Raw genomic sequence first — 24,764 nt, forward strand, 5'->3', positions numbered from 1 at the left:
TTTTTAATTTCAAACAAGTAACTTTAAAAAATTAAGATTCACCTTTAACACATTTCTTTTTGTTCATCATGTTTAGTGACCCTAATAGCTAAAGGCAATAGAATAAAAGTTTGGTGGATTTGTAAATGAAGTGTTAATTTTTTAATGATTTCGTATAAAAGAAAATGTACATATCAGTGACAGTAAAAATAAAGATAACATCAAGTTAACACAAGAGAGAGGATGAGAAACATGAAGAATACTTACCATATTAAAGTACGGTGGGGCGACACCGATGCAGCAACTATTGTGTATTATCCTAACTTTTATAAATGGATGGATGAAGCAACGCATGAATTTTTTGAAGCAGCTGGTTATTCAACTCCTGCTCTGCAAAAAAATTACAAGATCCAACTCCCCTTACTCGAAGCTTCCTGCACATTTAAAGCTCCATTAAAGCATAATGACAAGGTGCAGGTCATTACCTTTATCGAAGAGATAAATAGGAAGGTACTTAGATTTCGTCATGAATTTATAAAAGAAAATTCCGTTATTGCCATTGGATATGAAAAGAGAGCATGGACCACAGTGGAAAACGATCAGATGAAAGCTGTGCCAGTGCCGGACTTCATTAAAGAAGCTCTGACCACGCAGTGAAAATCTTCATCGTTTTGCTTTTCTAAAGAAGAAAAATGCTAGCATCCCACATAGCAGAAAAACAGTAAGACGAACGTTTTTATTATGATTACACTGGTAGTAGAAAGCGATTACAATTAGTCGGTAAAGGGGAGAAAAAGATGAGCAACCATAGAGATGTGATTGTAGCTGGAGCTGGGCCTGTAGGTTTGACGGCAGCTCTCGCTTTAAAAAAACAGGGGATTTCATCAGTAGTACTAGAAGCGGATCCGTTAGGGCATCCACGGCCTGGGAGTAGAGCAATTTATCTTCATAACCATAGTTTAGAACTATTGGAAAAAACATCCTCCGGACTTGGTTTCACATTAGCTCGTAACGGAATAGTATGGCCGGTAAAGAGAACTCTTTATAAGGGCAAGGAAGTATACAAGAAAAATTACGGAGTTACAAATACGAAAGATTCGGACAAGCTACCTCCTTTTACAGCTTTACACCAAGATCAAATTGAAAAACATATTTATAATGCATGTATCGAAGCGGGAGTAGAATTTAAATGGGGAGCACCTATTGAAACCTGTCAAACTTCCAAGGAAGGTGTCAAGCTGATTACTGCGGATGGAGAAGAATGGAATGCGAAATATTGTATCGGTGCAGATGGTGCTCGCTCTGTGATCCGCCAGTCTACAGGCCTGAAGTTTGAAGGTCCACGTACAGCAGATACATTCCTCGTAGTAGATATTGAAGAAGACCAGGATAATCCTTTGCCACTAGAACGTATTTTTCATTATCAGCACCCCGCTATGGGTGGTCGTAATGTGATGCATGTACCATTTAAAGGTGGCTGGAGGGTAGATCTTCAATTACTTCCAGAAGATGATTCAGAAGAATTTACAGAAATTGAGGGAGTTAAAAAATGGCTTCCTAAAGTCATGGATCCAAAATACGCAGAGCGAATTACATGGGTCTCTTCCTACCGCTTTAATCAAGTTGTTGTTGATTCATTTACTGATGAACATCGCCGTGTCTTACTTGCAGGAGAAGCGGCACATTTATTTGCCCCATTTGGAGCAAGGGGTTTAAATTCAGGGGTTCCTGATGCCCTGATAGCGGTAAGAGGGATTACTCAGGCTTTAAAGGAAGAAAACCAGGAGCAAGCAAGACTAAAATCTATTGATGCATCAGCTATTGAGCGTAGAATTGCTGCAAAATGGAACAGGGACGGCTCTTCTACAGCTCTTCATCATTTACAAGGAGACTCACCAGAAATGAATTTAAAAAGAGAGGTAGCAGCATCCTTAACTGCAGTAGCTCCGAAGCTTGGCAGGTGGTTGGATGAGGGACCTTACGGGCCAAAGTTCGGGCCGCCAGAATTAACAACAAAATATTAAGTGAAAGGATGATAATTGTTGCAGACGGTGAAAAAAGAAACCTATGGCTTTAGTCCAAAAAGTGAGCAAGCCGCCGAGCTGGTTGACCGAATTTATCGTATAAACTGGTTTTCAGCCGTCGGCTACCCAAATGCCGATGTGGAAAGAGAGATAAACCAGTTTACGAAGTTATTAAATGTGAAGCAACTAAACATAGAGTGGGTCAGTTTGAAGGATTTACCCGAAACCATTAGTACATTCAATGTCACAGGAAGTGACGTTTGGGAGGTGTTATATCACCTGCCGGACCGTATAGCCGAAGAAAGTAAATGGACTGGCAGAATGGATATTATTGATGATCTTGTATACCATATGCCTGAACTTGTCTACGTAAAAGCGTTTGATAAAGCATTTACAGTTTTTAAAGATGAAAAAACCGTCGCTTTTGTCTCTACGCACGTGATGTATGTTAGTGTGTTGGCATGCATTTGGGAAGCGTTATCTGATAGAAATGGATGGACCGAAAACCCTTTTACTTCTATTATTACGATTTTGGAAGCGGGATATTTCCCTATTGGTCCTAGTGGAAGTAAGTTTTTAATTTGTTAGATAAGGATGACTGATTTCAAAAGTGAAACTTGTGAAATCAGTCATTTTTTCATAGATTACCATAATATCCTAAAGCTTCTGAAATTTCATAGGCTGTTAACCTTAATTGTTTGACATAATAGGAGTACTGTTTTTGTTTCAGACGTTTTGTTTGAGAAACCAGTGTTAATGAAGAAACAACATTATAAGAATAATCCCTGATAGGGACGGAGATACTGGTGTATCCTTCAAAGTATTCCCCTTCACTAATAGCAACGCCTTCTGCTGCTATCGTTGAAAGCCTAGAACGGATTTGTTCGGGGTCTGTGATGGTGTAAGGGGTGAAACGATAGAGTGGTTCAGATAGAACACGTTCTTGATAAGAGCTCTCTTGAAATGCAAGCAATAACAGCCCCTCGCTTGTACAATGAACCGGACTTTTTCGTCCTTCTTGGGTGACAAGATGTTCAGGGGCTTTCCGATGTACCCGGTAATAATACACCACATGCTGCTCTTCAAGAAGGCAAATATGGCAAGTTTCATCTATCTTCCGAACAAGCTGTTCTACATAAGGGAACGCCTCCCGGTAAATTTCTTTGTGAACAGAAATAACACCACCGAGTGTAAGCAAGGCTAAGCCTAAACGATATTTTCCTGTGCGAGGGTTTTGAGATAGGAATCCTTCTTTTCTTAACGTTGTAATTAACCGATGAGCTGAGCTTTTTGGTATATTCGTTTGGCTTGCAATGTCAGTAACACTTAGTTCCTTGTTTTTATTGATTTTAAATATATTTAGAATTTTCATGGCGTTAGTGACCGAAGAAAGACGATATTTTTCTGAGGACATACCTATCATCCTTTACTTAAAACTTGCTGATTGTCTTTTCTTAATTATGGAAGACAAGGTTTGGACAGCTGTTATTGTATTTTCTATAAGCAATTTTTTTCGTGGTTTCATCCGTTGTGCTGGCCCAACAATGGTTATGGAGGCAACTACAGTATTGTTTTTATTATATACAGGAGCACTAACGGTAAATACATTGTCTTCATATTCCTGATTCGACACTGCATATCCGTCTTTTTTTATTTGTGCCAATTTTGCTTTTATTTGATTGGGTTCGGTAAGAGTAAATCGAGTAAATGATTCTAACGGTGGTGACAAAAATTGTTGAATCTCTTGTTCGGATTGATAAGCTAAAATAGTTTGACCAGCACTAGTACAATGTACGGGGGCTCTTTTACCTAAATGGAACTCAAGTGAGTGATCATGGGGGCTTTCTACTTTTTGAAGACAAAAAACCTCCGTACTGTCAATGATATTAATCTGTGAACTTTCTCCAGTCTTATTCGTTAATTGTTGAAGTATGGGAAAAGATTCCCGAATGATGTGCATTTGTTCTGTTACTGTGTTTGTCAGTTGTAAAATAGATAAACCAAGTGTGTATTTATTGGTTTCTTTATTTTTTACCACAAAGCCCTCTTCAGCGAGCGAAGTGAGTAAACGGTGGGTAGTACTGACACCTAACTGTAATTTTTCAGACAGTTCACTTACACCGTACTCAGGCTGGCGATCAGAAAAGCTTTTTAAAATGCGAACAGCATTTTCAAGGCTGGTGTAACGATTGGTCATGTTTCCACTCCAAACTTTTTATGTTTTTTCCATCATACGTTCCATATAAAAGAAAAGCAAGGTGGGTTTCGACGAAAAAAGTTCCTAGAATAGTAGTAGATAAAAGAAAAGATTAGACAGAGTTACTTGTCTATTACACTATTACCGAGGTGATTGATGATGAAATTGATCCATTACAAACGAGGAAATGAGTCAAGACTTGCATGTATTAAAGAAAATAAGGTCATTGATTTACATGGAGCTTATGTGTCCTATTTGAAGGATAAAGGAGAACTACGGGCGGGATTGCTGGCAGAAGCAGAAGTACCCTCAAAAGGAGTTGGCTTTCTGCAGGGCGGTGAAAAAAGCATGTCTTTGGCACGTAAAGCAGTAGAGTATATAGAAAATAATGCCTCTCAGGAAGAAAAAAAAGAATGGGTTCTTTCAAAAGAAGAAGTAAGGATAGAAGCGCCGGTGCAAAATCCAAGCAAGATTATCTGTGTAGGACATAACTATCAAGAACATATTCGTGAAATGGGTCGGGAACTGCCGACACATCCGGTGATTTTTGCTAAGTTTGCAAACGCTATCATCGGGCCGGAGGATGACATCCCCTTAAAGTCTATTACCAATAAGCTGGACTATGAAGCAGAGTTTTCTTTCGTCATTGGGAAGCGTGCAAAAGATGTAAAAGAGGAGGATGCTCTTGATTATGTAGCAGGTTACACGATTGTCAATGACATAAGTGCAAGAGATTTGCAAATGAGGACCTTACAATGGCTTCAAGGAAAAGGACTGGATGGCAGTGCTCCTATGGGACCGTGGCTGATCACAAAAGACGAAGTTCCAGACCCAGACTCTCTAGATATTTCTCTTAAAGTAAATGGGGAAGTAAGACAACAATCTAACACGAAAAACCTTGTATTTAATGTGAATCGCCTTGTAGCATTTCTATCAGAGATCATGACACTTGAGCCGGGGGATGTTATATGTACCGGTACACCTGGGGGAGTGGGTGTAGCTCGTGATCCCCAAGTTTTTCTTCAGGACGGGGATGTAGTCACAATCGATGTTGGAAATATTGGGACGTTAGAAAACACAGTAAGGCAAGTGTGAGGAGAGATATACATGAAAAGTGGACAAGAATATGCAGATAAGATTGCAGGACAGCTCCAATTCTTTATTGATGAGTCTGCTTCCTTACCAGAAGAGCAAATCCGATGGAAACCTTCTGACCAAGAGTGGTCCATTATGGAGCTTCTCTGCCATGTAGAAGAATTCCCTCTATATTTTACGGGAGAGCTTGAAAATGTCCTGGAGCATCACGCTGAAAAGTGGGGAAGAAATATGCAGCATCAAGGCCGTCTGGATGCAGTCGCTGCTGCAGATGATCGTCAGGTAGAAGAGGTCATCAATGGTATCCATAACACGAAAAAAACAACAATTGATAGGTTACAAAACGTAAAAGAGCATGAGTTGAATATAGAGAGAGAACACAATATCCCTAAGTTTGGGACAAAGCCTATGTCTTTTCTTGTAGAGCATTTTTTAGTAGAACACCTGGAAACTCACAAGAATCAATTTCAACGGATTATAACACAATATCAAAATAGACAAGAACATTAAAGGGGGATTCGGAAGTGGCTGAAAAACAAGCTTTTTTTGAAAGTGAACTTGTAAAAGATTTCAATAATAAAATTGAAAAAGATCATCTTGGCCCGCTATGGAGTGCAATACCTGAACTGGTTTCTAAAGAACCAAAGCCATTGGCTGTTCCTTATCTTTGGAAATGGTCTACCTTGAAGGAATACCTCTTGGAGGCAAAAGAGATATTCACTCCTGAACGAGGAGGCGAAAGACGGGCAATTTACCTTCAGAATCCTGGTTTAAAAGAACGGGAGCCATGGGGATGGGGTGCTGCTACACAAAATTTGTACGCAGCAGTTCAGCTAATTCTCCCAGGGGAAGAAGCACCTTCCCACCGGCATACCCAGAGTGCTTTGCGTTTTATTATGGATGGTGAAGGTGCCTACTCGGTTATTAACGGGGAACGGATGTTTATGAATGAAGGAGATTTTGTAGTCACCCCCCAGGGAATGTGGCATGGACACGGTCACGAAGGTACAGAACCGATGTTTTGGATGGATGTTCTTGATATTCCTTTTGTTTATTCGACCGGTGGGACTTTCTTTGAAGGACATCCTGATGGATTGGAGAAAGCCACTCACCCTGATAATTATTCCAGTAAGCAGTATCAAGGAGGACTCGTTCGACCGAAAGCAGATCGTCAACCTAAAAAAGCTCCGGTTGGAGCCTATACGTGGGCTCAGACAGAAAGTGCATTAAACGGGATGATGGAATATGAACCGGATGCCTATGATGGCTACACAGTGGAATTTATTAATCCCTCGACTGGAAAAACGGCAAACGCCAATATTGCTGCATGGATGCAAAGGCTGCCTAAAGGATTTCACTCCCAAGCTCACCGCCACACAAATTCGTCGATTTATTATGTTCATGAGGGTCGAGGCTATAGTGTGATTGATGGTGTTAAATTTGAGTGGGAGAAGGGAGATTTCTTTATCATTCCAAGCTGGTGTTGGCATGAACATGTGAATCTCGAAGATGGGCATTCCCATTTGTTTTCTGTTCATGATACACCTATAATGGAACATTTTTCATGGCAACGGGAAGAAGAAGCGGACCAAAAACAGGCTATTGAAAAAACATTCCAACCATATGGTTAAGGACAAAATGGTTTTATATAAAGGGAGGAAATAGTTTTGGCTAATTATAAAGTGGGTGTGATAGGAGCCGGAAACATGGGGTCCGGGGTTGCTCAAAAAATGGCCCAAGAGGGACTGGATGTTACCTTAGTAGATATAAATGAAGAAAAAGTCCAACGAGGGATAGACATCATTAGGGAAACCTTGCAAGAAGGGGTAGATCGAGGGATATTTAGTGATGACCAATTAACAGAGATTATGAATCGAGTTCATGCTTCCTCTTCCTATGAAGCATTAAAGGATGCAGATTTAGTGGTAGAGGCAGTCTTTGAGGATTTAAGTATTAAAGGAAGCGTTTTTGAGAAGTTGGATAAAGTTTGTGAAAGCAAAACTATATTTGCTACGAATACTTCAAGTTTGTTTGTTAAAGATATTGCAGGGTATACATCCCGGCCTGAAAAAGTAATAGGAATGCACTATTTCTATCATCCGGCTAAAAACAGGCTGGTTGAGGTGATTCCTCACGAACAAACCAGTGAAGATACAATAAAAACGACAATGTTAATTGGGAAGCTTCATAACAAAACGTGCATTCTTGTAAAAGATTCTCCAGGATTTGCTGTTAACCGCTATTTTGTACCATTCTTAAATGAATCTGTTCGTTTAGTAGAAGAGGGAGTAGCAAACATTCCGACAATTGAGGAAGCAGCAAAAGAAGCATTTGAAATTGGAATGGGACCATTTGAATTGATGAATGTTACTGGCTTGCCAATTGCTGAGCATTCTTGTTCCTATTTAGCGAAAGAAATTAGCGAATTTTATAAGCCTGCAGAATTATTAAAAGAACAAGTCAATAAAAATGACACTTGGGATCTTAGTGGAAGTGTGATTGAAAAGGACTTTCCTTCTATCCAAGAACGCTTATATGCCACTGTTTTTGGTATTGCGGCAGCGCAAGTTGAAGAAGGAGTAGCAAGTATTGAAGATACAGATATCGGCGCTAAAGTGGGGTTGAAGTGGAAACTAGGTCCATTTGAATTAATGAACAAGGTTGGAGTACGTGAAGCTTATAAGCTAGTCAAAGAGTTAAATGGCAGCTATCCTGGTTTTCATAATCCAGTCTTATTAAAAGAACAGGCAGAAAAGGACCAACCTTTTACCTTCCAATTTATTAAGTCAGAGATAAAGAATGGAATAGCCTATCTAACGATTAACCGTCCGGAAGCAATGAATGCGTTAAACCCAGTAGTTGTTGAGCAATTAGAACAAGAGTTTGATAAAGTAGAAAAGCAGGCGGAAGTAAAGGGAATAGCTATACAAGGCTCGGGAAAAGCCTTTATCGCTGGAGCTGACATTCGATTCTTTATTGACTGTATTGAAAACAATCAAATAGAAAAGAACGTGGAGTTTACTAGAAAAGGTCATTCTCTGTTACGAAGATTAGAAACCTCTGAAAAAGTAACCATTGCCGTATTAGATGGACTATCACTTGGGGGTGGCAGTGAATTGGCATTGGCCTGTCAGAAAATCGTTGCAACTAGTCAGGGTTCGATGGCCTTTCCTGAAAGCGGTTTAGGGATTTACCCAGGACTTGGCGGGATGCTTCGAATGAATCATCATGTTGGTAAAGAACTAACAAAATATTATGTTATGACAGGAAAATCAATCCGTGCTGAAGATGCGGAAAACTTAAAAATTATAGCGAAAATAACTAACACGGAGAATCTTGAAGAAACAATTGAGACAGTAGCGGAAAAAAGACAAGATGATAAATATATAAGAAGAGAAATTCCATCTTCCTATGATGAATATATTCAAGCTTTTTCAGATGAGAATGTCCAAAAAATGTTGAACGGAGAAAAGCCAGATGCAGTAGATGAAGCATTAGCAGATAAGCTGACAAAAATTCTTTCCAAAAAAGGCCCCGTTGCCTTAAAGTTGATAAATCAGCTTATTAATGAACAGTCGAAGTGTACAATTGATGAAGGGGTCGAGCTTGAGCTTGATCATTTAACAACGATTTTTAAAACAAAAGATGCACTAAATGGATTGGTTTCTTCTCTTACGGGAAGTCGTCCTGTGTTTGTAGGGGAGTCTGATAATTATGAGCATGTTAAATAAAGCATTTATCCCTTATGGGGGTTATTATGCGACACCATTTTGTAAATGGCAGGGTAGCTTTCAACATGAAAATTCCCTTGAACTTGGGGCTAAAAGTAGTAAAAAATGGTTTGAACAGCGCAATATTGATCCTAACAATGAGTTAGATTATATTTATTTAGGCATAACTGTTGGTCAAAAAAGTGTGTTTTATGGTGCTTCTTGGGCTTCTACATTGATGGGGGCACCCGATATACCAGGACAGACGCTAATGCATGCCTGTGCCACATCAACAACTGCTCTTTATAATGCTGCAGCTTCTGTAGAAGTTGGGAATATGTCGGTAGGGTACTGTTTATTAACAGATAGATGTTCAAACGGACCACATACGATTTGGCCTCATCCTAATGGGCCGGGTGGTCAGGTTATAGCAGAGAACTGGAATTTAGACAACATGGCAGCCGATCCTTCCACTGGTAAAGGTATGCTGATGACAGCTGAGAAAGTAGCCAGGGACAATGAGTTTGGAAAAGAAGAAGCTGATGAACTCACCTGGCGAAGATATGAGCAATATAGAGAGGCGCTTAAAGATGATCGTGCTTTTCAAAAGCGGTATATGTTACCCATTGAGGTTGCGGTAACGAAACGTCAATCAAAAACGATAGAAACAGATGAAGGGGTGACAGAGACCTCATTAGAATCTCTGCGTCGCCTGAATCCTACTATGGAAAATGGTATTGTCTCTTTTGGCGGACAGACGCACCCTGCAGATGGGAATGCTGGTATTATTGTAACGACTAAAGAGCATGCAGAACGATTAAGTACAGATCCAAGTGTTTCTATTCAAGTTGTTTCTTACGGGTATGCCAGAGCGGATAAAGGAACTATGCCAGCTGCTCCGGTTCCTGCTGTAAAAATGGCGTTGGAAAAAGCTGAAATAGGAATAGAAGAAATTTCCACAATAAAAAATCATAATCCATTCATAGTTAATGATTTATATTTAGCGAAAGCCCTGGGTATAGATGCTTACGACTTCAATAATTACGGCAGCTCCTTAGTTTTTGGCCACCCTCAAGCACCTACAGTCGGACGTCTTATAATAGAAGCCATTGAAGAAACGGTTGAAAAGGGCGGCGGGTATGCATTAGTGACTGGGTGTGCCGCAGGGGACAATGGTGCTGCTATCATCTTAAAAATTGAGTAGTCACAAGGTGTTGTAAGATTGCTGTTGGGGATCCCTCAACAGCTTTTTCATTTAAAAAAAATTAAAATTATTCACAGTTGTTCTACATACAAGAAAGTAGGTATAAAGTAATTTCTGCATTTATTTATACTGATAGTAAGCGGTTTCAAAAGGAAAAAGTAGCATGAATCTTAATCTTGGAAGAGACTTTAAAAGGCGGGTGTTATGAATGGTATACGGGCAAAAAGAACAAACCGTACACGATTTGTTAAATATTTCAGCAATGCAATACGGGGATAGGGAAATCGCTTTCGATCAAAAAAATCGACTTTCTTATAACGAGCTGGTAAAGCAAAGTGACAAGCTGGCAGAAGGGCTATTAGCATTAGGGGTACAAAAAGGAGACAGAGTAGGCGTTTGTCTGCCCAATTGGAATGAAACAGTCTGTATATTTTTCGCTGCTGCAAAAATTGGAGCGATAGTCGTACCATTCAATCCACTGTACCGATCCCAAGAAATTGAATATATCTTAGAAAATGCAGAACCCAAAGTGCTGTTTGTAATGAAGAATTTTTTGAACAATGCAAACATGGATATTGTTTCTCAATTGGTACCAAAGGTTGTGTCTGTTCGCTTTGTAGAAGACAAGCTTATTTCTTATGAACGTGTTGTATCCCATAACGGTAATATTGGAAGAAATGCATTCATTGATCCATCAGAGGATTTATTTTGTATTTTATATACTTCTGGGACAACCGGGGCACCAAAAGGGGTTATGATTTCCCATCTCAGCGTTGCGAAGTGTGCAGACGCAGTAGTAAAGGAAATGTCCTGCAATAATAGTGATGTGTTTGTGGTCCCGGCACCGTTATTTCATATTTTTGGTATTGCCTGTAATATGATTCCGGCAATAATTGCTGGAGCTCGCATGGTGCTTTTGGAAAAGTTTAATCCACAGCAGACACTTGAAATAATTGAGCAGGAAAGGGTTACTGTACATCAAGGGGTTCCTACGATGTTTTTAAAAGAATTAGAAGTAGAAGGATTTGAAACCTATGATTTATCCTCATTGCGAACCGGAATGGTTGGTGCAGCACCGATTTCACCAGAACAAATGAAAAGAATACGGAAGAAAATGGATTTTAATTTGTGCCAATCATTTGGTTCGAGTGAAACGAGTGGCGGTGTGACGATCAATTCTATGGATGATGAAGAATCAGTGATACTAGAGACAGTTGGTAAACCATTTAAGGGTGTAAAGCTAAAAATAGTAGATGAACATAGAGAAGAGCTTCCAGTTGGCCATACGGGAGAAATTGCCGTTCACAGTTTTGGGAACATGAAAGGCTATTATAAAATGCCTGAAAAAACGAACGAAGTGCTTGATAAAGAAGGCTGGTACTATACAGGGGATTTAGGTGTACTAGATGAAGAAGGTAATCTTCGTTATGTAGGAAGAGAAAAAGAAATGATTGTACGCGGGGGCTTTAACATTTACCCTCAAGAAATAGAATCGCTTCTTCTTAAACCTGAAAAAATTGCGGCTGCATCTATCATAGGTATGCCTGATGAAGTGCTTGGTGAGGTAGTATACGCTGTAGTTCAGCTTCGTTCAGGAGAAAAAATGACTGAACAAGAAGTGAAGGATTATGTAGCTGATCATATGGCGGTATATAAAACTCCAGCAACAATTATTTTTACAGACAACATTCCGATGACGGCAAGCGGGAAAATTCAAAAGGGAAAACTTCGTGAGCAAATAAGTCAATAAGAAAATTGTAAGCGTTTAATTAAAACTTATTTAGTAGGAGGATTTCCATGGATAGAGAAACGAAAGGAAAAGTTCACCCTCATTGGAAGTTAGGGAAATATCAGGTGCGTATTCCCTTTATTCACTATAGACTAGAAACACCAGAGCTGATTCAAGGAATTGTTATTTTTGCTATTGGGCTAAGTATGATTGAAATCATGACAGGTCCTTTAGGAATGTCTTATGGGGCGGCCATCACCATTGTTATGCTCGGTCAGTTTTTTATGTTAATACCTCCTATGTTTGGTGTACCGTTTGTTCCAGGTTTTATTACACCATTAATCCCTGTTCTAATTGTTTTTTTAAGTGGTTTCGAGCCGGGAACTGAAGCAATACAAGCACTCATTGCCCTGCAATTACTCGTAGCTTTAATCTTTCTTATATTTGGGGTAACGGGTTTAGGTAAAGTGTTTATCACAAAGCTTCCGGTCTCATTAAAAGCAGGGATTTTAATAGGAGCTGGTATCGCTGCAATCATGACTGAAATTGAAGCAGGAGGAAGGCTGGCAGAGACGCCGATTACGTTGATTATTGGAGCTTTCTTATGCTTATATATTATGTTTTCTAGATCATTTCGTCGACTCCACGAAAAAAAACGTTTTATACGTTTTATAGCAAGTTATGGAATTATGCCTTCGATTGTCGTTGCAATCATTATTGGATGGCTTGTAGCTGAATACCCATCTCCACAAGTAGAATGGGGAATTACCATACCTTCGTTCAGTGAAACGTGGAATGTAACACCATTTGTTCTAGGCTTTCCTGCATGGGAAATATTTATGGCTGCTATTCCTACAGCTATTCTTGCTTACATTATAGCCTATGGTGATATCATAGTAGGAGATAAGCTCTTAGAAAGGTCAAGTTCTTATAGACCAGACGAAAAAATTGAATATGATTCAAATCAAATTCACTTCTTGACTTTTTTTAGAAATTTCATGCATGCATTATTTTTCCCACACCCTGGTTTAGCAGGTCCTATCTTTACAGCAGGAACCGCTTCTGTCGCTGAAAGATATACTTTTGGAAAAAAAGCGATGCAATCCATTTTTTCAGGTACAAATTCCCTCATTATTTCTTTGTCATTGGTTATTTTTATACTGCCTTTAGTTACTTTATTTCAACCATTTTTACCTATTGCTCTTTCTATTACATTAATCTTAACCGGATATTTATGTATTACTGTAGGTATTCAGCAATTAAAAAATGAAACGGAAATTGGTGTTGCAGGTGTCATGGGTATTGTACTGGCAGTATATGGAGCAGCTTACGGCCTTGTCGTTGGGCTTCTTCTATACTTTCTCTTGCAAAAAGAGGTATTTATCAGTAAAAGCAAAGAACAAGTATATAGAAGCGAGGGAAAAGATGTTGTTTAATAATTCAGATCATTTTAAATAGAAAGTTATATCTGATAATTCAGTCTTTTTATGATATACAGTACAAATTTATTTTAAAAAATGAAAAGTACTCATAAGCCTCACCAACAAAGCCCACTTGAAGTGGGCTTTGTTGGTGAGGGGCAAGTGGTGGTTTATTCTAAAATTTTTTTGTTCTTTGTTATGTTGATCCTCTATTCTTTTGCTCTGCCTTTTTGATCGTCTCCCCGCTTGCGGTCTGGTAGAGACGGCTTTTCGGTTCATAAATTGTTTGAGATGGCCAGAGTCCATGATGTCCTGAAAAGATATAGCTGACCAGACATGCCGTAAAGAAGTATTCCAGCCCTTTTCCATCAAACATTTCTACTGCTAAAAGAAAGGCAGCAATTGGAGTATTTGCCCCGCCGCAAAAAACGGCAATCATACCAAGCGCAGCAAGGAAAGACATAGGGAAATCAAAAAATTGATAGAGAGTATTTCCTAAAGTAGCACCAATAAAAAACAAAGGAATGGCTTCTCCGCCCACAAAGCCTGTTCCTAACGTAACCGCAGTGAAAACCAGTTTAGCGAGAAATGCAAAGGGAGGAACGTCGTGTGTAAATGACTGTTCAAGCATTTCCAACCCTCGTCCATTATACTCATAGGAACCAACAAGGTACGTTAAGCCGACAATGATGACTCCACCCACAAAGGCACGCAGCATATGGTTTTTCTTTGTATGTTTTTCTGAAATCTGATGGATACCGTGTCGTAATTGACAGTAAAGCACACTTATGAAACTAAAAAGGACAGCGAGAAAAATGACTTTGGCAAATGCCAGAATTGATAGTTCGGGTACGGATTGAATGATGAAGCTTTCGTGCTCCACCCCCCATACTTTTTCAGTTATAAAATGCCCTATAAAACTTGCTGTCAGGCATGGGACAATAGCTTCGTATTTCAGTTTTCCTAAAGCTGTCATTTCCATCCCGAACACTGCGCCAGTTACAGGGGTGCCAAAGGCCGCTCCAAAACCTGCACTTATGCCGCTCATGAGCAGGATCTTAGTATCGATTTCATTTATTTTAAAAAAACGAATGACAGCTTCTGCAACACTTCCGCCCATTTGTATCGCAGCACCTTCTCTGCCGGTTGAGCCTCCAAATAGTACTGTGATAAATGTTCCTAAGTAAACAATTGGCCCCATTCTGCGAAGGACTTTTCCTTTCCCCTGAACGCCTTCAATTACCAGGTTATTTCCTTTATATAAATCCACTCCCCCACTGGGCCCAAAAGTCATATACATATATCCAATCAACAAGCCTCCAAGAGGAAGGAAAAGGATAAGCCAGGAGGTTTGTTTGCGTAATTCTCCAAGAAAATCGTTCGTATGCAGGAGCAGTGCCGTGGTTGAGCCAATAATCAGGCCAATGATTCCTCCTATTAATACCCACTTTGTGACGGTAAGCAAAAAGTGCTTAGAGAGCATAGGAACTCTCCTCTCTTCCTTAGCTTATATCCCCATGTAGAGCGTCTTCATATTAATTATGTGATACAAATAAGGAAAGGCAGCTTTCCTTTCTGGCAGACTCAATATCCATCTAATGTTTTATTTGTCCCTTCCTTTTATCTTTTACTGAGCCTGGATTATTTATGTAACAGATAGGAAGTATGTAAATGTACTAGGCGACCTCCTTGACTGGTCAGCAAATTAATTGATTACAGTTGGTCTTGTTGATATTCTTTACTTTCAGTACCTGATCAAATTTTATAGGAGTTACAGACTGAAACAGGGTCTTTTCGGATTGGAGTCATCAGGTAATGGGGAAAATTTAGATGGAAATCATAGAAAGGATGATATAAATGAAAGTTCTTGTTGTAGGTGCAAACGGCCAAATTGGAAAACACCTAGTTTCTTTTATTCAGGAAAATGAAAGCCTGGAAGCCAGAGCAATGATCCGTAAAGAGGAGCAAGCTTCTTATTTTGAAAGCCTTGGGGCTGAAACTGCGGTAGTGGATTTGGAAGAGGATATCGAAGCAATAGCGAAAGCAGCAGAGGGAGTCGATGCCATTGTCTTCACTGCAGGGTCCGGGCCGCATACAGGCAAAGACAAAACCATAATGATTGATTTGGATGGTGCTGTAAAAACAATCGAGGCAGCCAAAACTGCAGGGGTAAAACGCTTTATCATGATTAGTTCCTTTGATACCCGCCGTCAAGCGATACAAGAGGCGCCTGCTTCCTTTGCCCCATATGTCGCAGCGAAGCATTATGCTGATGAATGGTTACGAGCGGCAGATTTGGATTATACAATTATTCATCCCGGCTTGCTTACAAATGATAAGGGAACGGGTCAAATAAAGGCAGCTGCTTACATTAAGATAGACGAAATTCCAAGGGAGGACGTGGCAAAAGTCATTGTTGCCACATTAGAAAATGAGGAAACAATTGGAAAAGAATTTCAGATAGTTCAGGGAGATAAACCTGTAGAAGAAGCAATACATTCAATCTAAAAAAATGATACTCTTGTTCGATTCATGGAAGACAATTTGCCGGCAAGGTGAATTGTCTTTTTTTAAGACAATCCTTACCGCTCCTGTACTAGTAAAACTTCAGATCATTTTAAAAGAGGGGAAATACAGAGATGAGATAATAAAGAAGTGAAATTCTTCCACCTTTCAGCTTTTAAATAACACCGGGCTATTATATAATAGTGTTAGAAAATTTTAATCTATCATATAATAGTAAATATTTTAATCTTTTACCGATAGTGATACACTATAAACAGGTTATAATTGATTCAGAAAAGATGTGTGACGAGTCGCGCCCTGACTTGTTAGATGTTGGCGCCTAAAAAAGGACGCATGCATCCTTTTCTGTAAATTTATGCGTATGAGGGTGGTAAACATGAGCAACAATCAAACGGATACAGACGTTATATTAATTGGTGCCGGAATTATGAGTGCAACATTAGGTGCACTGCTGAAGGAATTAGTCCCCGACTGGAAAATAACTGTGTTTGAAAAGCTCGACAATGCTGGAGAGGAAAGCTCCAATGAATGGAATAATGCAGGAACCGGACATGCGGCCCTGTGCGAGCTTAACTACACAGCTGAAAAACCAGATGGGTCTGTAGATATTAGTAAAGCGATAAAAATAAATGAACAGTTCCAGCTTTCCATGCAATTTTGGTCCTATCTAGTTAACAGAAAGCTGATAAAAAGTCCCGAGGATTTTATTATGCCATTGCCTCATATGAGTTTTGTACAAGGGGAACAAAATGTTAAGTTTCTAAAGAATCGTTTTAAAGCGCTTTCGGATAATCCTTTATTTGAAGGCATGGAATACTCCGATAATCCAGAGAAACTGAAGGAATGGATCCCGCTTGTGATGGAAGAGCGAGATTCAAATGAACCAATAGCTGCGACAAAGATTGACACGGGAACTGACGTTAACTTTGGTGCATTAACCAATATGTTGTTCGATCACTTGGAAAGTACAGATGTGGAAGTAAAGTATAGACGAAGCGTAAATGATATTAAGCGCAGAAGCGATGGTTCGTGGGAGTTAAAAGTGAAGAATCTTTACGATGGTTCTGTTGAACGCCGCACTGCTAAGTTTGTCTTTATTGGAGGCGGGGGAGGAAGTATCCATCTGCTCCAGAAATCAGGTATTCCTGAAGGAAGAAATATCGGTGGGTTCCCGGTCAGTGGTATATTTATGGTTTGTAATAACCCGGACGTTATAGAGCAGCATAATGCAAAAGTATACGGCAAAGCCAAAGTTGGCGCTCCACCAATGTCAGTTCCTCATCTGGATACAAGATATATTGATAATAAAAAATCATTGTTGTTTGGACCGTTTGCCGGCTTTTCACCTAAGTTCCTAAAAGGTGGTTCAATGTTCGATCTGGTAAATTCGGTAAAGCCTAATAATGTCTTGACTATGCTTGCTGCAGGAGCAAAAGAGATGTCTTTAACAAAATACCTGATGCAGCAAGTGATGCTGTCAAAAGAACAGCGGTTGGAAGAGCTTCGTGATTTTATTCCTAATGCTAAGAGCGAGGATTGGGATTTGGTCATAGCTGGACAGCGAGTACAGGTGATTAAAGATACAGAAGAAGGCGGAAAAGGAACACTTCAATTCGGTACGGAAGTAATTAGTTCTGAAGATGGCTCTATTGCAGCCTTATTGGGTGCTTCACCGGGTGCTTCTACAGCTGTTCACGTTATGCTTGAAGTTCTAAAAAAATGTTTCCCGGATCATCTTACAGAGTGGGAACCGAAACTAAAAGAAATGATTCCCTCTTATGGCTTGTCGTTAATGGAAAACCCTGAGCTTTTGAAAGAAATGCATGCTTCTACGGCAAAGTCCCTTGGATTTGAAGATGATATTACCCAAGAAAAAAACGAGGATAAGGCCCGTATGTTACAGGAAGCATAGATTTATGCTTCCTGTATTTTTTTGCAAGGAGTTCTCTTTATATATCCTTAGCATCCCTAACGAAGATTATTTGTTTTACTGGTGAAGAAAGGTCAATGGTGTCACGAATCCATTTCTTTACTCATCTGTTTTATTTATCTCAATTACTTTCTCGCTGGTACTTTTTTTGGGGACAGTAATCCGCAGTACCTTATTTTCAAAGATTGCGTTGATTTCGTTTTCCGAGATCGGAAAAGAAAATGGAATAAGTCGCTGCATTCTTTGAAAAGACTGTTCTCGTTTCTGATCCATGGTAAGGTCATTCTTTTCTTCGATGATGGAAGAGTGGTTCACAGACAATTTTAAAAAATTGTCTATAACTTCAAGTTGAATTTGGTCACTGCAGCATCCGGGGAGATAGAATTCCAAAAAGTAATGATCTTCGGTTTCCTCTATTTCTCTCTCAACAAATCTACTCTCGGAAAAAGAATGAAAGTGCTTAAAAGCTTCATTTATAAAAGAATCCATGGGTTGTATCAGGTCCCTCATTACACCTTCAGTAAAAAGGCTTGGAAGTTTTTTATGGTTCATATCCACTCATTTTCACCTCTTTTTCTTACAATATGATTTGAAGGCTATACCTAATAAGTTCTTCTTATTTATACGTCTTGAAAAAGGAGGTGTGTGGGCTCGTAACATAGGCAAGCGAAACCAGTTATATAAGCTCTGAAAGCCCCTCGAACAATAAATCAGAAAAAGGGCGACATCAAAACCTCAGTCTCGATGTCGCCCCTTTTTTTAATTGTCTTTATTCTCTCTTCCTGATTTTGAGATGGTTGTTCTATCTCCGTTTTGTGGTTGAACCGCATCTTTCCCTTTTATTATGTTTCGTTTTGATTTTGATTGTTTTCCCATATAGATCCCTCCTTATTAGTATTTTCAACACTTGTAGGCACAATTATGTAAAAACGTATTATTTGTGTACAAGTTATTTTTGGCTTGATCAAAGATGTAAGGCAAAAAAAAGCAGGCTTTACTCTTATAATAGTACGATTACTAAGGAGGAATTCTGTGGAGGAAGACTATTACCTGTTCACCCAATACAAAGAGACATAGGAACTCATGTAAAGGAAACATGACGAAGCTATGTGTAATCGAGAATGCATAAAAATTAAAAACTACCACTAAAAGCAGCCATGCTTTCAAAAGTGGTAGTTTATTGGTTTAAATCCTTAAGAAGGTAATCTAACTAACCAGCAACAAAGCTGATCATAAGAAAGAGGATGGAGGGGACAAGAAGGCATCCAAGCCCGGTAAAAAATGTTGCGGTCATTGCTCCGTACGGTACTAATTTTGGATCTGTGGCAGCAAGCCCTCCTGCTACGCCGCTTGTCGTGCCCATCAGACCGCCATATACCACGGCTGCACGAGGGTTGTCCAATCCAATATATTTTGCAACAAAAGGAGTACCGACCATTACGATGATAGATTTCACAAGTCCTGCAGCGATGCTTAACGTAATCACTTCAGAACTTGCACCAACTGCGGTACCTGCTACAGGACCAACAATATAGGTAGTAGCTCCGCCGCCAATAGTTGTTAAACTTGCTGCGTCCGTATATCCAAAAGAAAGTGCAACCAGGACTCCGACAAAAAAAGAAATGAAGACACCGACAAAGAGAGAAAGGATCCCAGCAAAGCCTGCTTTCTTAAATTCTGAAAAGCTGGCTCCAAATGCTGTGGAAACAATTGCCAGGTCCCGAAGCATAGCGCCGCCCATCATCCCAATCCCGGAAAACATTGACAGGTCAGCCAAACCATTTTCACCGCCTGTATACACGCCGCCAATATAAGCGAGGACTAAGCCGAGAATGATAGCAATAGCGGAGCCGTGGAGACGCCCTTTCGTGAGTTTATCTGAAAGGAAATAAGAAATATACATCGTAACGCCTACAACTGCAAAAGCGGTAACAAGACTGTTTGCTTCAAGGATCTCTAAAATAACTTCCATAAATGGTTACCCTCCTTAATTTGCTTTTTTAAACTCTTCTTCCTGTTTCAAGCTGTCGTACTTGTCCTTTCCAATACGGCTTAAGAGGGGAACAAGGGCAAAGCTTACAAGAGTTGCACAGATACCAGCTAAAATAGCAAGAGGACCTCCTTCGATAGCACCGACTACATTTTGCTGAGCAGTCATGGCAACGACTATCGGGATATACATCGCACTCCAAAATGCCATTCCCTGTTCTGATTTAGGATTCAACATTCCTTTTTTCTTTAAATGGTCAATTAACAGGACCAGAAAAAGCATCGCGATTCCAACACCGCCGACATTGGCGTTAACACCCATCAAAATACCAAGGTAATCTCCGAGCACTACACCAATAAGCATACAAACTGCTAAAATTGCCACTCCATAAATGACCAATGCATTCAACTCCTTTATAATAGAGATAACAAAGGACAGAGGACGATCAACATTACCACTCATAATCATTGACGAGGAGGCATCACTCCCGTAAAGTAGTGTAAACGATTACAAAAAATGCAAAGGAAACGGTCGACAATTGACTGTACTCTTATACTAGACATAATTTTTTGATAATTCAAGGTTTTTTTAAAATTTAAAAAGTTCTTGCGGATTTGTTTTTTACGTATTATACTAAGTGAAACGACAGTCGACCAAATAGAAGAGAAAGGGGGCTGTCCTTATGAGCATGAATTTAACAAAGGATAATGCCTTGTCAAGCGTCATTGCTAAACACATCACTGAACAAATTATGACGGGGGAACTGAAGCCTGGCCAGAAATTAGTCGAGCATTTATATGCGGAGGAATACGGCACAAGCAGAGCGCCAGTCCGAGAAGCCATCTACTTGCTGACAATTGAGGGCCTGGTTGAACGAATTCCACGAAAAGGAGCGATTGTAAAAGGGTATACCGAGTCTGAAGTATATGACCTTCTTGAAATCCGTATTATGCTTGAAGCACTTGCGATGAAAAGAATCCAGGAAAATGGAATCAATGCTGATTCCTTGAAAGAGATGGAATCTATTTTAGCTGAAATGGAAAAAGAAACAAACCACACGAATTATACTCAATTAAATCATTCCTTTCATACTGCACTTATTAAAATGAGCCAAAGTGAAGTGATTAAAAATAACTATGTAAGAATCGAACAGCCATTGTTAACCATACAAAATCTTTCCTTCTCAGTCGAAGGAAACATAGATAAGTCAGTAAAAGAACACAGAATGCTGGTGAAACTTTTAAAAACGGGTAAGTTTAAGGAAGCCGATAGCCTTCTTCACAAGCATAATCATGATGTTATAGTTAGCATTCAAAATCAACTGTTAAAAGATAAAGAGGAAGAATAACTCTTCCTCTCTTTTTAAGAATTCATTGTATACGCTTACAAATTATTCGGTCGACTATCGACTGGTGGAGGTGAGAAGATGAGTATTGTTTTTCTTTTTCCAGGACAAGGATCGCATAGGCCTTACATGCTTCAGTCATTACCAAAAGAACCCGAAGTAAAACGAACGATCGAGGAAGCAAGCAATGCAATAAATGAAGATATAACATTGAGGGACTCCCCTGATGCCTTAACCTCCACAACCTCTGTACAGCTTTCTATTCTAGTTGCCAGTATGGCGGTATACCGTTTGCTCACAAAAGAGGTCGCCCTGCCGGAGATGGGAGCAGGTCACTCCGTCGGGGCATTTACGGCAGCTGCAGCAGCAGAAGCGCTTTCTTTTCCTGACGCTGTGAAGCTTGTAAAAAAAAGAGGGGAATACATGGAAGCCTCTCTTCAAAGTAATGAGTATGGCATGGGAGTGATAACCGGCTTACCGAAAGGCCGGATAGAGCAAATCATTAAAGCGATCTACTCGGATAGCTATCCTGTGTATGTAACGAATGAAAATGCTCCTGATCAGTTTGCCATTTCAGGTCACAAAAAGGCAATCAAGCAAGTCGTCGCAGAGGCAGGAAGGCGGGGCGCCAGAAAGGCAGATGCTCTTCAAGTAAGCGTCCCCTCCCATTGTCCTTTGTTAACAGAGGTTAGTAAAAAGATGGAGAAGGCTCTCGAGGGCGTGAAGTTCAGTCCTCTAAAATTCCCCCTGGCAGGCATTTCGTCAGCCAGATTGATCACCGCTGGTCCAAAGCTTAAAAAGGATTTGTCATTAAGTATATCTCAGCCTGTGAAATGGCATGAATCCACAGAGATTATTTTTGAGAAGGGGGGACGTTTATTTGTTGAATGCTCTGCCAGTACGATATTAAAGGACCTTGCAGAAAGGGCGTTTCCTTCTGCCAGAGCGGTTTCAGCCATGCAAAGCGGAATCCGTTCAACAAGGCTCCTAATGGAAAGAAACAGAACCGCTGGTCTCTAAGTATTTTTTAAAGTTGAAAGGAGAGAAATCAATATGAATATGATTCCTAAAACCCCGACGGCTCGAAAGTGGACTAGACGAAGAGATGCTAAACAAAAAAGAATACAGTCTATTAAGAACATAGCTGAAAATAAGGTCATACCAACAGCCAATATTGTTGAAGCGATGGAATCACTGATATCCCCCGGGGACCGTGTAGTATTAGAAGGAAATAATCAAAAGCAGGCTTCTTTTCTTTCCTATGCGTTATCACACGTAAACCCTGACCAAGTAAACAAGCTTCATATGATTATGTCCAGTCTTTCAAGACCAGAGCACTTGGATATTTTTGAAAAGGGAATTGCCGAGAAAGTTGATTTTGCCTATGCTGGGCCGCAGAGCCGTCGTATGGCTCAAATGGTGGAAGACGGCGACCTGAAAATGGGGGATATCCATACGTACATTGAATTATATGGAAGGCTTTTTATCGACTTGATTCCATCCGTTGCTTTAGTAGCTGCTGAAAAAGCAGACAGTAACGGAAATTTATATACTGGTCCTAATACAGAAGAAACTCCAACGCTCGTTGAAGCTGCTGCTTTTCGGGATGGGATTGTCATTGCCCAGGTAAACGAAATTACCGATGATCTGCCCCGTGTGGACATTCCGGGATCCTGGATTGATTTCATAGTGGAAGCAGACAAGCCGTTCCAGCTTGAACCTTTGTTCACAAGGGACCCGCGCCACATCTCAGAAATACAGATTTTAATGGCCATGCTGACCATTAGAGGTGTCTACGAAAAGCACAATGTGCAGTCATTAAATCATGGAATTGGGTTTAATACTGCAGCCATAGAGCTTCTTCTCCCTACTTATGGTGAGTCACTTGGTTTGAAAGGGGAAATTTGCAAGCACTGGGCCCTGAACCCTCACCCAACCATGATACCTGCTATCGAAAGTGGATGGGTGGACAGCATTCATTGCTTTGGAAGTGAGGTAGGGATGGAAAATTATATAGCGGCACGTCCTGATGTGTTCTTTACTGGACCAGATGGAAGTCTCCGTTCTAACCGTACATTCTGTCAGCTTGCTGGTCAGTACGCGGTTGACATCTTTGTGGGTTCGACCCTTCAGATGGACCGGGAAGGAAATTCCTCCACTGTAACCTCTGGAAGGCTTGCTGGTTTTGGAGGAGCGCCAAATATGGGTCATGACCCGGGAGGGCGTCGCCATTCTACTCCTGCATGGATGAATATGGTAAACAGTGACGATCCTCTTGCTAAGGGTAAAAAGCTTGTTGTTCAAATGGTGGAAACCTTCCAGGCTGGAAACCGGCCTGTGTTTGTGGAATCTTTGGATGCGATAGATGTAGCCAAGGATGCTAACCTCGCAGTTACTCCGGTTATGATTTACGGTAACGATGTGACCCATTTGGTAACAGAAGAAGGAATCGCCTATTTGTACAAAACTGACAGCATTGAAGAAAGGAGAGAAGCAATAGCTTCTGTTGCAGGTGTGACTCCAATCGGCCTGGAGACAACCAGGAAGAAAACGGCCAAGTTAAGGGAGAGAGGGATTATCTCATATCCGGAGGACCTTAACATCAACCGAACAGAAGCAAAAAGGTCACTTCTGGCTGCAAAAAGTGTAGAGGAACTAGTGGAATGGTCCGAAGGTTTGTACGAGCCGCCGGCAAAATTTAGAAGCTGGTAAGGAAGGAGAATTATGAAAAATATAACAATGGTTGATGGATCAGAATATTTAGCAGATAAAGCGGTAGAAGCTTTGATGGAAGAAGCCTTGCTTACACCAAAGCCCGGCCTGGTAGATCGACGTGATACTGGCTCTCATTCCGATATGAATCTCGATCTAATGCTGAAGTCAGCAGCCTCACTTCAAGAGACCTTTTATAAGATTGGGGAAGCTGCCTGGAGTGAAAAACCAACACAAAAGCTGAGAGAAAAGATTGCAAGAATTGGTCGAAAAGGCGAGTACGATATGCTGAAAGAGACGAAAGGCGTCAATACCCATAAAGGTGCGATATGGGCTATTGGATTGTTGACTGCTGCATCGGCTATTAAAGGCCCTGAAGCGGATGCTGGTTCCATCACTGATACTGCAGCACAGATTGCCCGGTTTGATGACCGCTATGCGCCCGTAAAGGAAACAAATGGGGAAAAAGCAATTAAAAAATATCAGGTGCGTGGAGCAAAAGGGCAGGCTCAGCACGGTTTCCCTCATGTTATAGATATAGGGCTTCCAGCTTTGCTCCAGTACAGAGAGGCAGGCCATTCTGAAGAACAGGCAAGACTTTATTCCCTGATCTCAATGATGGCTTATCTGGACGACACCTGTCTTTTACACCGCGGCGGCAGTCAAGTACTTGAACAGACAAAAGAAAGATGTCGTAAAATTCTTTTAGCGGGTGGTCCTGCTTCTGGTCAGGGATGGCGTCACTTACTTCAATTAAACAACTATTTAATAGAAGAAAATGCTTCGCCTGGAGGGAGTGCTGATCTGCTTGCAGCTGTGTTATTCATCGATAGTATACAAATAAGACGTTCTAGATACAAAACAGAGTTACAGCTCCAAAAATTATAACAAGGAGAGGTTTT

At 40.4% G+C, this 24,764-nt stretch carries 22 protein-coding genes; 16 read left to right on the plus strand and 6 right to left on the minus strand.

Annotation, left to right across the window (positions count from 1 at the left end):
* The first annotated feature begins 231 nt into the window (after positions 1-231).
* The 3 genes from CEF17_RS05810 (at position 232) to CEF17_RS05820 (ending at position 2,591) form a co-directional block, all read left to right on the plus strand.
* Positions 232-636: an acyl-CoA thioesterase gene (locus CEF17_RS05810; protein ID WP_100398691.1), complete on the plus strand. Its 405-nt coding sequence runs from the start codon at positions 232-234 to the stop codon at positions 634-636.
* 140 nt (positions 637-776) lie between these two features.
* Positions 777-2,003, plus strand: coding sequence for an FAD-dependent monooxygenase (locus tag CEF17_RS05815; RefSeq protein WP_100398692.1), 1,227 nt, complete (start codon positions 777-779; stop codon positions 2,001-2,003).
* Between the two features lie 18 nt (positions 2,004-2,021).
* Positions 2,022-2,591: a hypothetical protein gene (locus CEF17_RS05820; RefSeq protein WP_100398693.1), complete on the plus strand. Its 570-nt coding sequence runs from the start codon at positions 2,022-2,024 to the stop codon at positions 2,589-2,591.
* 49 nt (positions 2,592-2,640) lie between these two features.
* Here the strand turns inward: CEF17_RS05820 and CEF17_RS05825 are convergent, their stop codons facing one another.
* The gene (locus tag CEF17_RS05825) at positions 2,641-3,417 is read right to left on the minus strand and encodes an IclR family transcriptional regulator (RefSeq protein WP_198508894.1); all 777 of its coding nucleotides are present in this window, start codon (positions 3,415-3,417) and stop codon (positions 2,641-2,643) included.
* A 12-nt stretch (positions 3,418-3,429) separates the two neighbouring features.
* On the minus strand, positions 3,430-4,200 hold the full coding sequence (locus tag CEF17_RS05830) for an IclR family transcriptional regulator (protein ID WP_100398695.1): 771 nt from the start codon (positions 4,198-4,200) through the stop codon (positions 3,430-3,432).
* 159 nt (positions 4,201-4,359) lie between these two features.
* On the opposite strand from CEF17_RS05830, the gene CEF17_RS05835 reads away from it, so the two are divergent.
* From CEF17_RS05835 to CEF17_RS05865, 7 genes are all read left to right on the plus strand, one after another.
* Positions 4,360-5,295, plus strand: a complete 936-nt coding sequence (locus CEF17_RS05835) for a fumarylacetoacetate hydrolase family protein (protein WP_100398696.1) — start codon at positions 4,360-4,362, stop codon at positions 5,293-5,295.
* A gap of 12 nt (positions 5,296-5,307) precedes the next feature.
* Positions 5,308-5,805: a DinB family protein gene (locus CEF17_RS05840; protein ID WP_100398697.1), complete on the plus strand. Its 498-nt coding sequence runs from the start codon at positions 5,308-5,310 to the stop codon at positions 5,803-5,805.
* 14 nt (positions 5,806-5,819) lie between these two features.
* Positions 5,820-6,926 (plus strand): cupin domain-containing protein, encoded by a 1,107-nt coding sequence (locus CEF17_RS05845; protein ID WP_100398698.1) that lies wholly within the window; start codon positions 5,820-5,822, stop codon positions 6,924-6,926.
* A gap of 36 nt (positions 6,927-6,962) precedes the next feature.
* The gene (locus CEF17_RS05850; RefSeq protein WP_198508895.1) at positions 6,963-9,026 is read left to right on the plus strand and encodes a 3-hydroxyacyl-CoA dehydrogenase/enoyl-CoA hydratase family protein; all 2,064 of its coding nucleotides are present in this window, start codon (positions 6,963-6,965) and stop codon (positions 9,024-9,026) included.
* Positions 9,010-10,209: a thiolase family protein gene (locus CEF17_RS05855; protein ID WP_198508896.1), complete on the plus strand. Its 1,200-nt coding sequence runs from the start codon at positions 9,010-9,012 to the stop codon at positions 10,207-10,209. Before CEF17_RS05850 ends, CEF17_RS05855 begins: the two co-directional genes overlap by 17 nt.
* Before the next feature lie 208 nt (positions 10,210-10,417).
* Positions 10,418-11,959 (plus strand): class I adenylate-forming enzyme family protein, encoded by a 1,542-nt coding sequence (locus CEF17_RS05860; RefSeq protein ID WP_100398699.1) that lies wholly within the window; start codon positions 10,418-10,420, stop codon positions 11,957-11,959.
* Between the two features lie 47 nt (positions 11,960-12,006).
* Positions 12,007-13,374, plus strand: coding sequence for a permease family protein (locus tag CEF17_RS05865; RefSeq protein WP_100398700.1), 1,368 nt, complete (start codon positions 12,007-12,009; stop codon positions 13,372-13,374).
* A 181-nt stretch (positions 13,375-13,555) separates the two neighbouring features.
* Here CEF17_RS05865 and CEF17_RS05870 read toward each other — a convergent pair whose 3' ends face one another.
* Positions 13,556-14,842 carry a chloride channel protein gene (locus tag CEF17_RS05870; protein ID WP_100398701.1) on the minus strand — a complete coding sequence of 429 codons (1,287 nt, stop codon included), beginning with the start codon at positions 14,840-14,842 and terminating at the stop codon, positions 13,556-13,558.
* Between the two features lie 374 nt (positions 14,843-15,216).
* Between CEF17_RS05870 and CEF17_RS05875 the strand changes: the two genes are divergently transcribed.
* Positions 15,217-15,867 (plus strand): SDR family oxidoreductase, encoded by a 651-nt coding sequence (locus CEF17_RS05875; RefSeq protein ID WP_100398702.1) that lies wholly within the window; start codon positions 15,217-15,219, stop codon positions 15,865-15,867.
* A gap of 355 nt (positions 15,868-16,222) precedes the next feature.
* On the plus strand, positions 16,223-17,797 hold the full coding sequence (locus tag CEF17_RS05880; protein WP_269799471.1) for a malate:quinone oxidoreductase: 1,575 nt from the start codon (positions 16,223-16,225) through the stop codon (positions 17,795-17,797).
* Positions 17,798-17,914: 117 nt separating this feature from the next.
* On the opposite strand, the gene CEF17_RS05885 is transcribed toward CEF17_RS05880, so the two are convergent.
* From CEF17_RS05885 to madL, 3 genes are all read right to left on the minus strand, one after another.
* Positions 17,915-18,367, minus strand: a complete 453-nt coding sequence (locus CEF17_RS05885; protein ID WP_157842939.1) for an Hsp20/alpha crystallin family protein — start codon at positions 18,365-18,367, stop codon at positions 17,915-17,917.
* 658 nt (positions 18,368-19,025) lie between these two features.
* On the minus strand, positions 19,026-19,787 hold the full coding sequence (gene madM, locus CEF17_RS05890; RefSeq protein ID WP_100398705.1) for a malonate transporter subunit MadM: 762 nt from the start codon (positions 19,785-19,787) through the stop codon (positions 19,026-19,028).
* A gap of 15 nt (positions 19,788-19,802) precedes the next feature.
* A complete protein-coding gene (madL, locus tag CEF17_RS05895) occupies positions 19,803-20,204 on the minus strand; it encodes a malonate transporter subunit MadL (RefSeq protein ID WP_100398706.1) in 402 nt (133 codons plus the stop codon).
* 283 nt (positions 20,205-20,487) lie between these two features.
* Here madL and CEF17_RS05900 point away from each other — a divergent pair, with 283 nt between their 5' ends.
* The 4 genes from CEF17_RS05900 to CEF17_RS05915 all read left to right on the plus strand — a co-directional run bounded on the left by CEF17_RS05900 (position 20,488) and on the right by CEF17_RS05915 (position 24,750).
* Positions 20,488-21,153: a GntR family transcriptional regulator gene (locus CEF17_RS05900; protein ID WP_198508897.1), complete on the plus strand. Its 666-nt coding sequence runs from the start codon at positions 20,488-20,490 to the stop codon at positions 21,151-21,153.
* Between the two features lie 78 nt (positions 21,154-21,231).
* Positions 21,232-22,170 carry an ACP S-malonyltransferase gene (locus CEF17_RS05905; protein ID WP_100398707.1) on the plus strand — a complete coding sequence of 313 codons (939 nt, stop codon included), beginning with the start codon at positions 21,232-21,234 and terminating at the stop codon, positions 22,168-22,170.
* Between the two features lie 39 nt (positions 22,171-22,209).
* Positions 22,210-23,862, plus strand: coding sequence for a malonate decarboxylase subunit alpha (gene mdcA, locus CEF17_RS05910; RefSeq protein WP_442857449.1), 1,653 nt, complete (start codon positions 22,210-22,212; stop codon positions 23,860-23,862).
* 12 nt (positions 23,863-23,874) lie between these two features.
* Positions 23,875-24,750, plus strand: a complete 876-nt coding sequence (locus tag CEF17_RS05915) for a triphosphoribosyl-dephospho-CoA synthase (protein ID WP_100398709.1) — start codon at positions 23,875-23,877, stop codon at positions 24,748-24,750.
* The last annotated feature ends 14 nt before the right edge of the window (positions 24,751-24,764 follow it).

The organism is Bacillus sp. FJAT-44742 (assembly GCF_002797315.1).
GTDB lineage: Bacteria > Bacillota > Bacilli > Bacillales > Marinococcaceae > Thalassorhabdus > Thalassorhabdus alkalitolerans.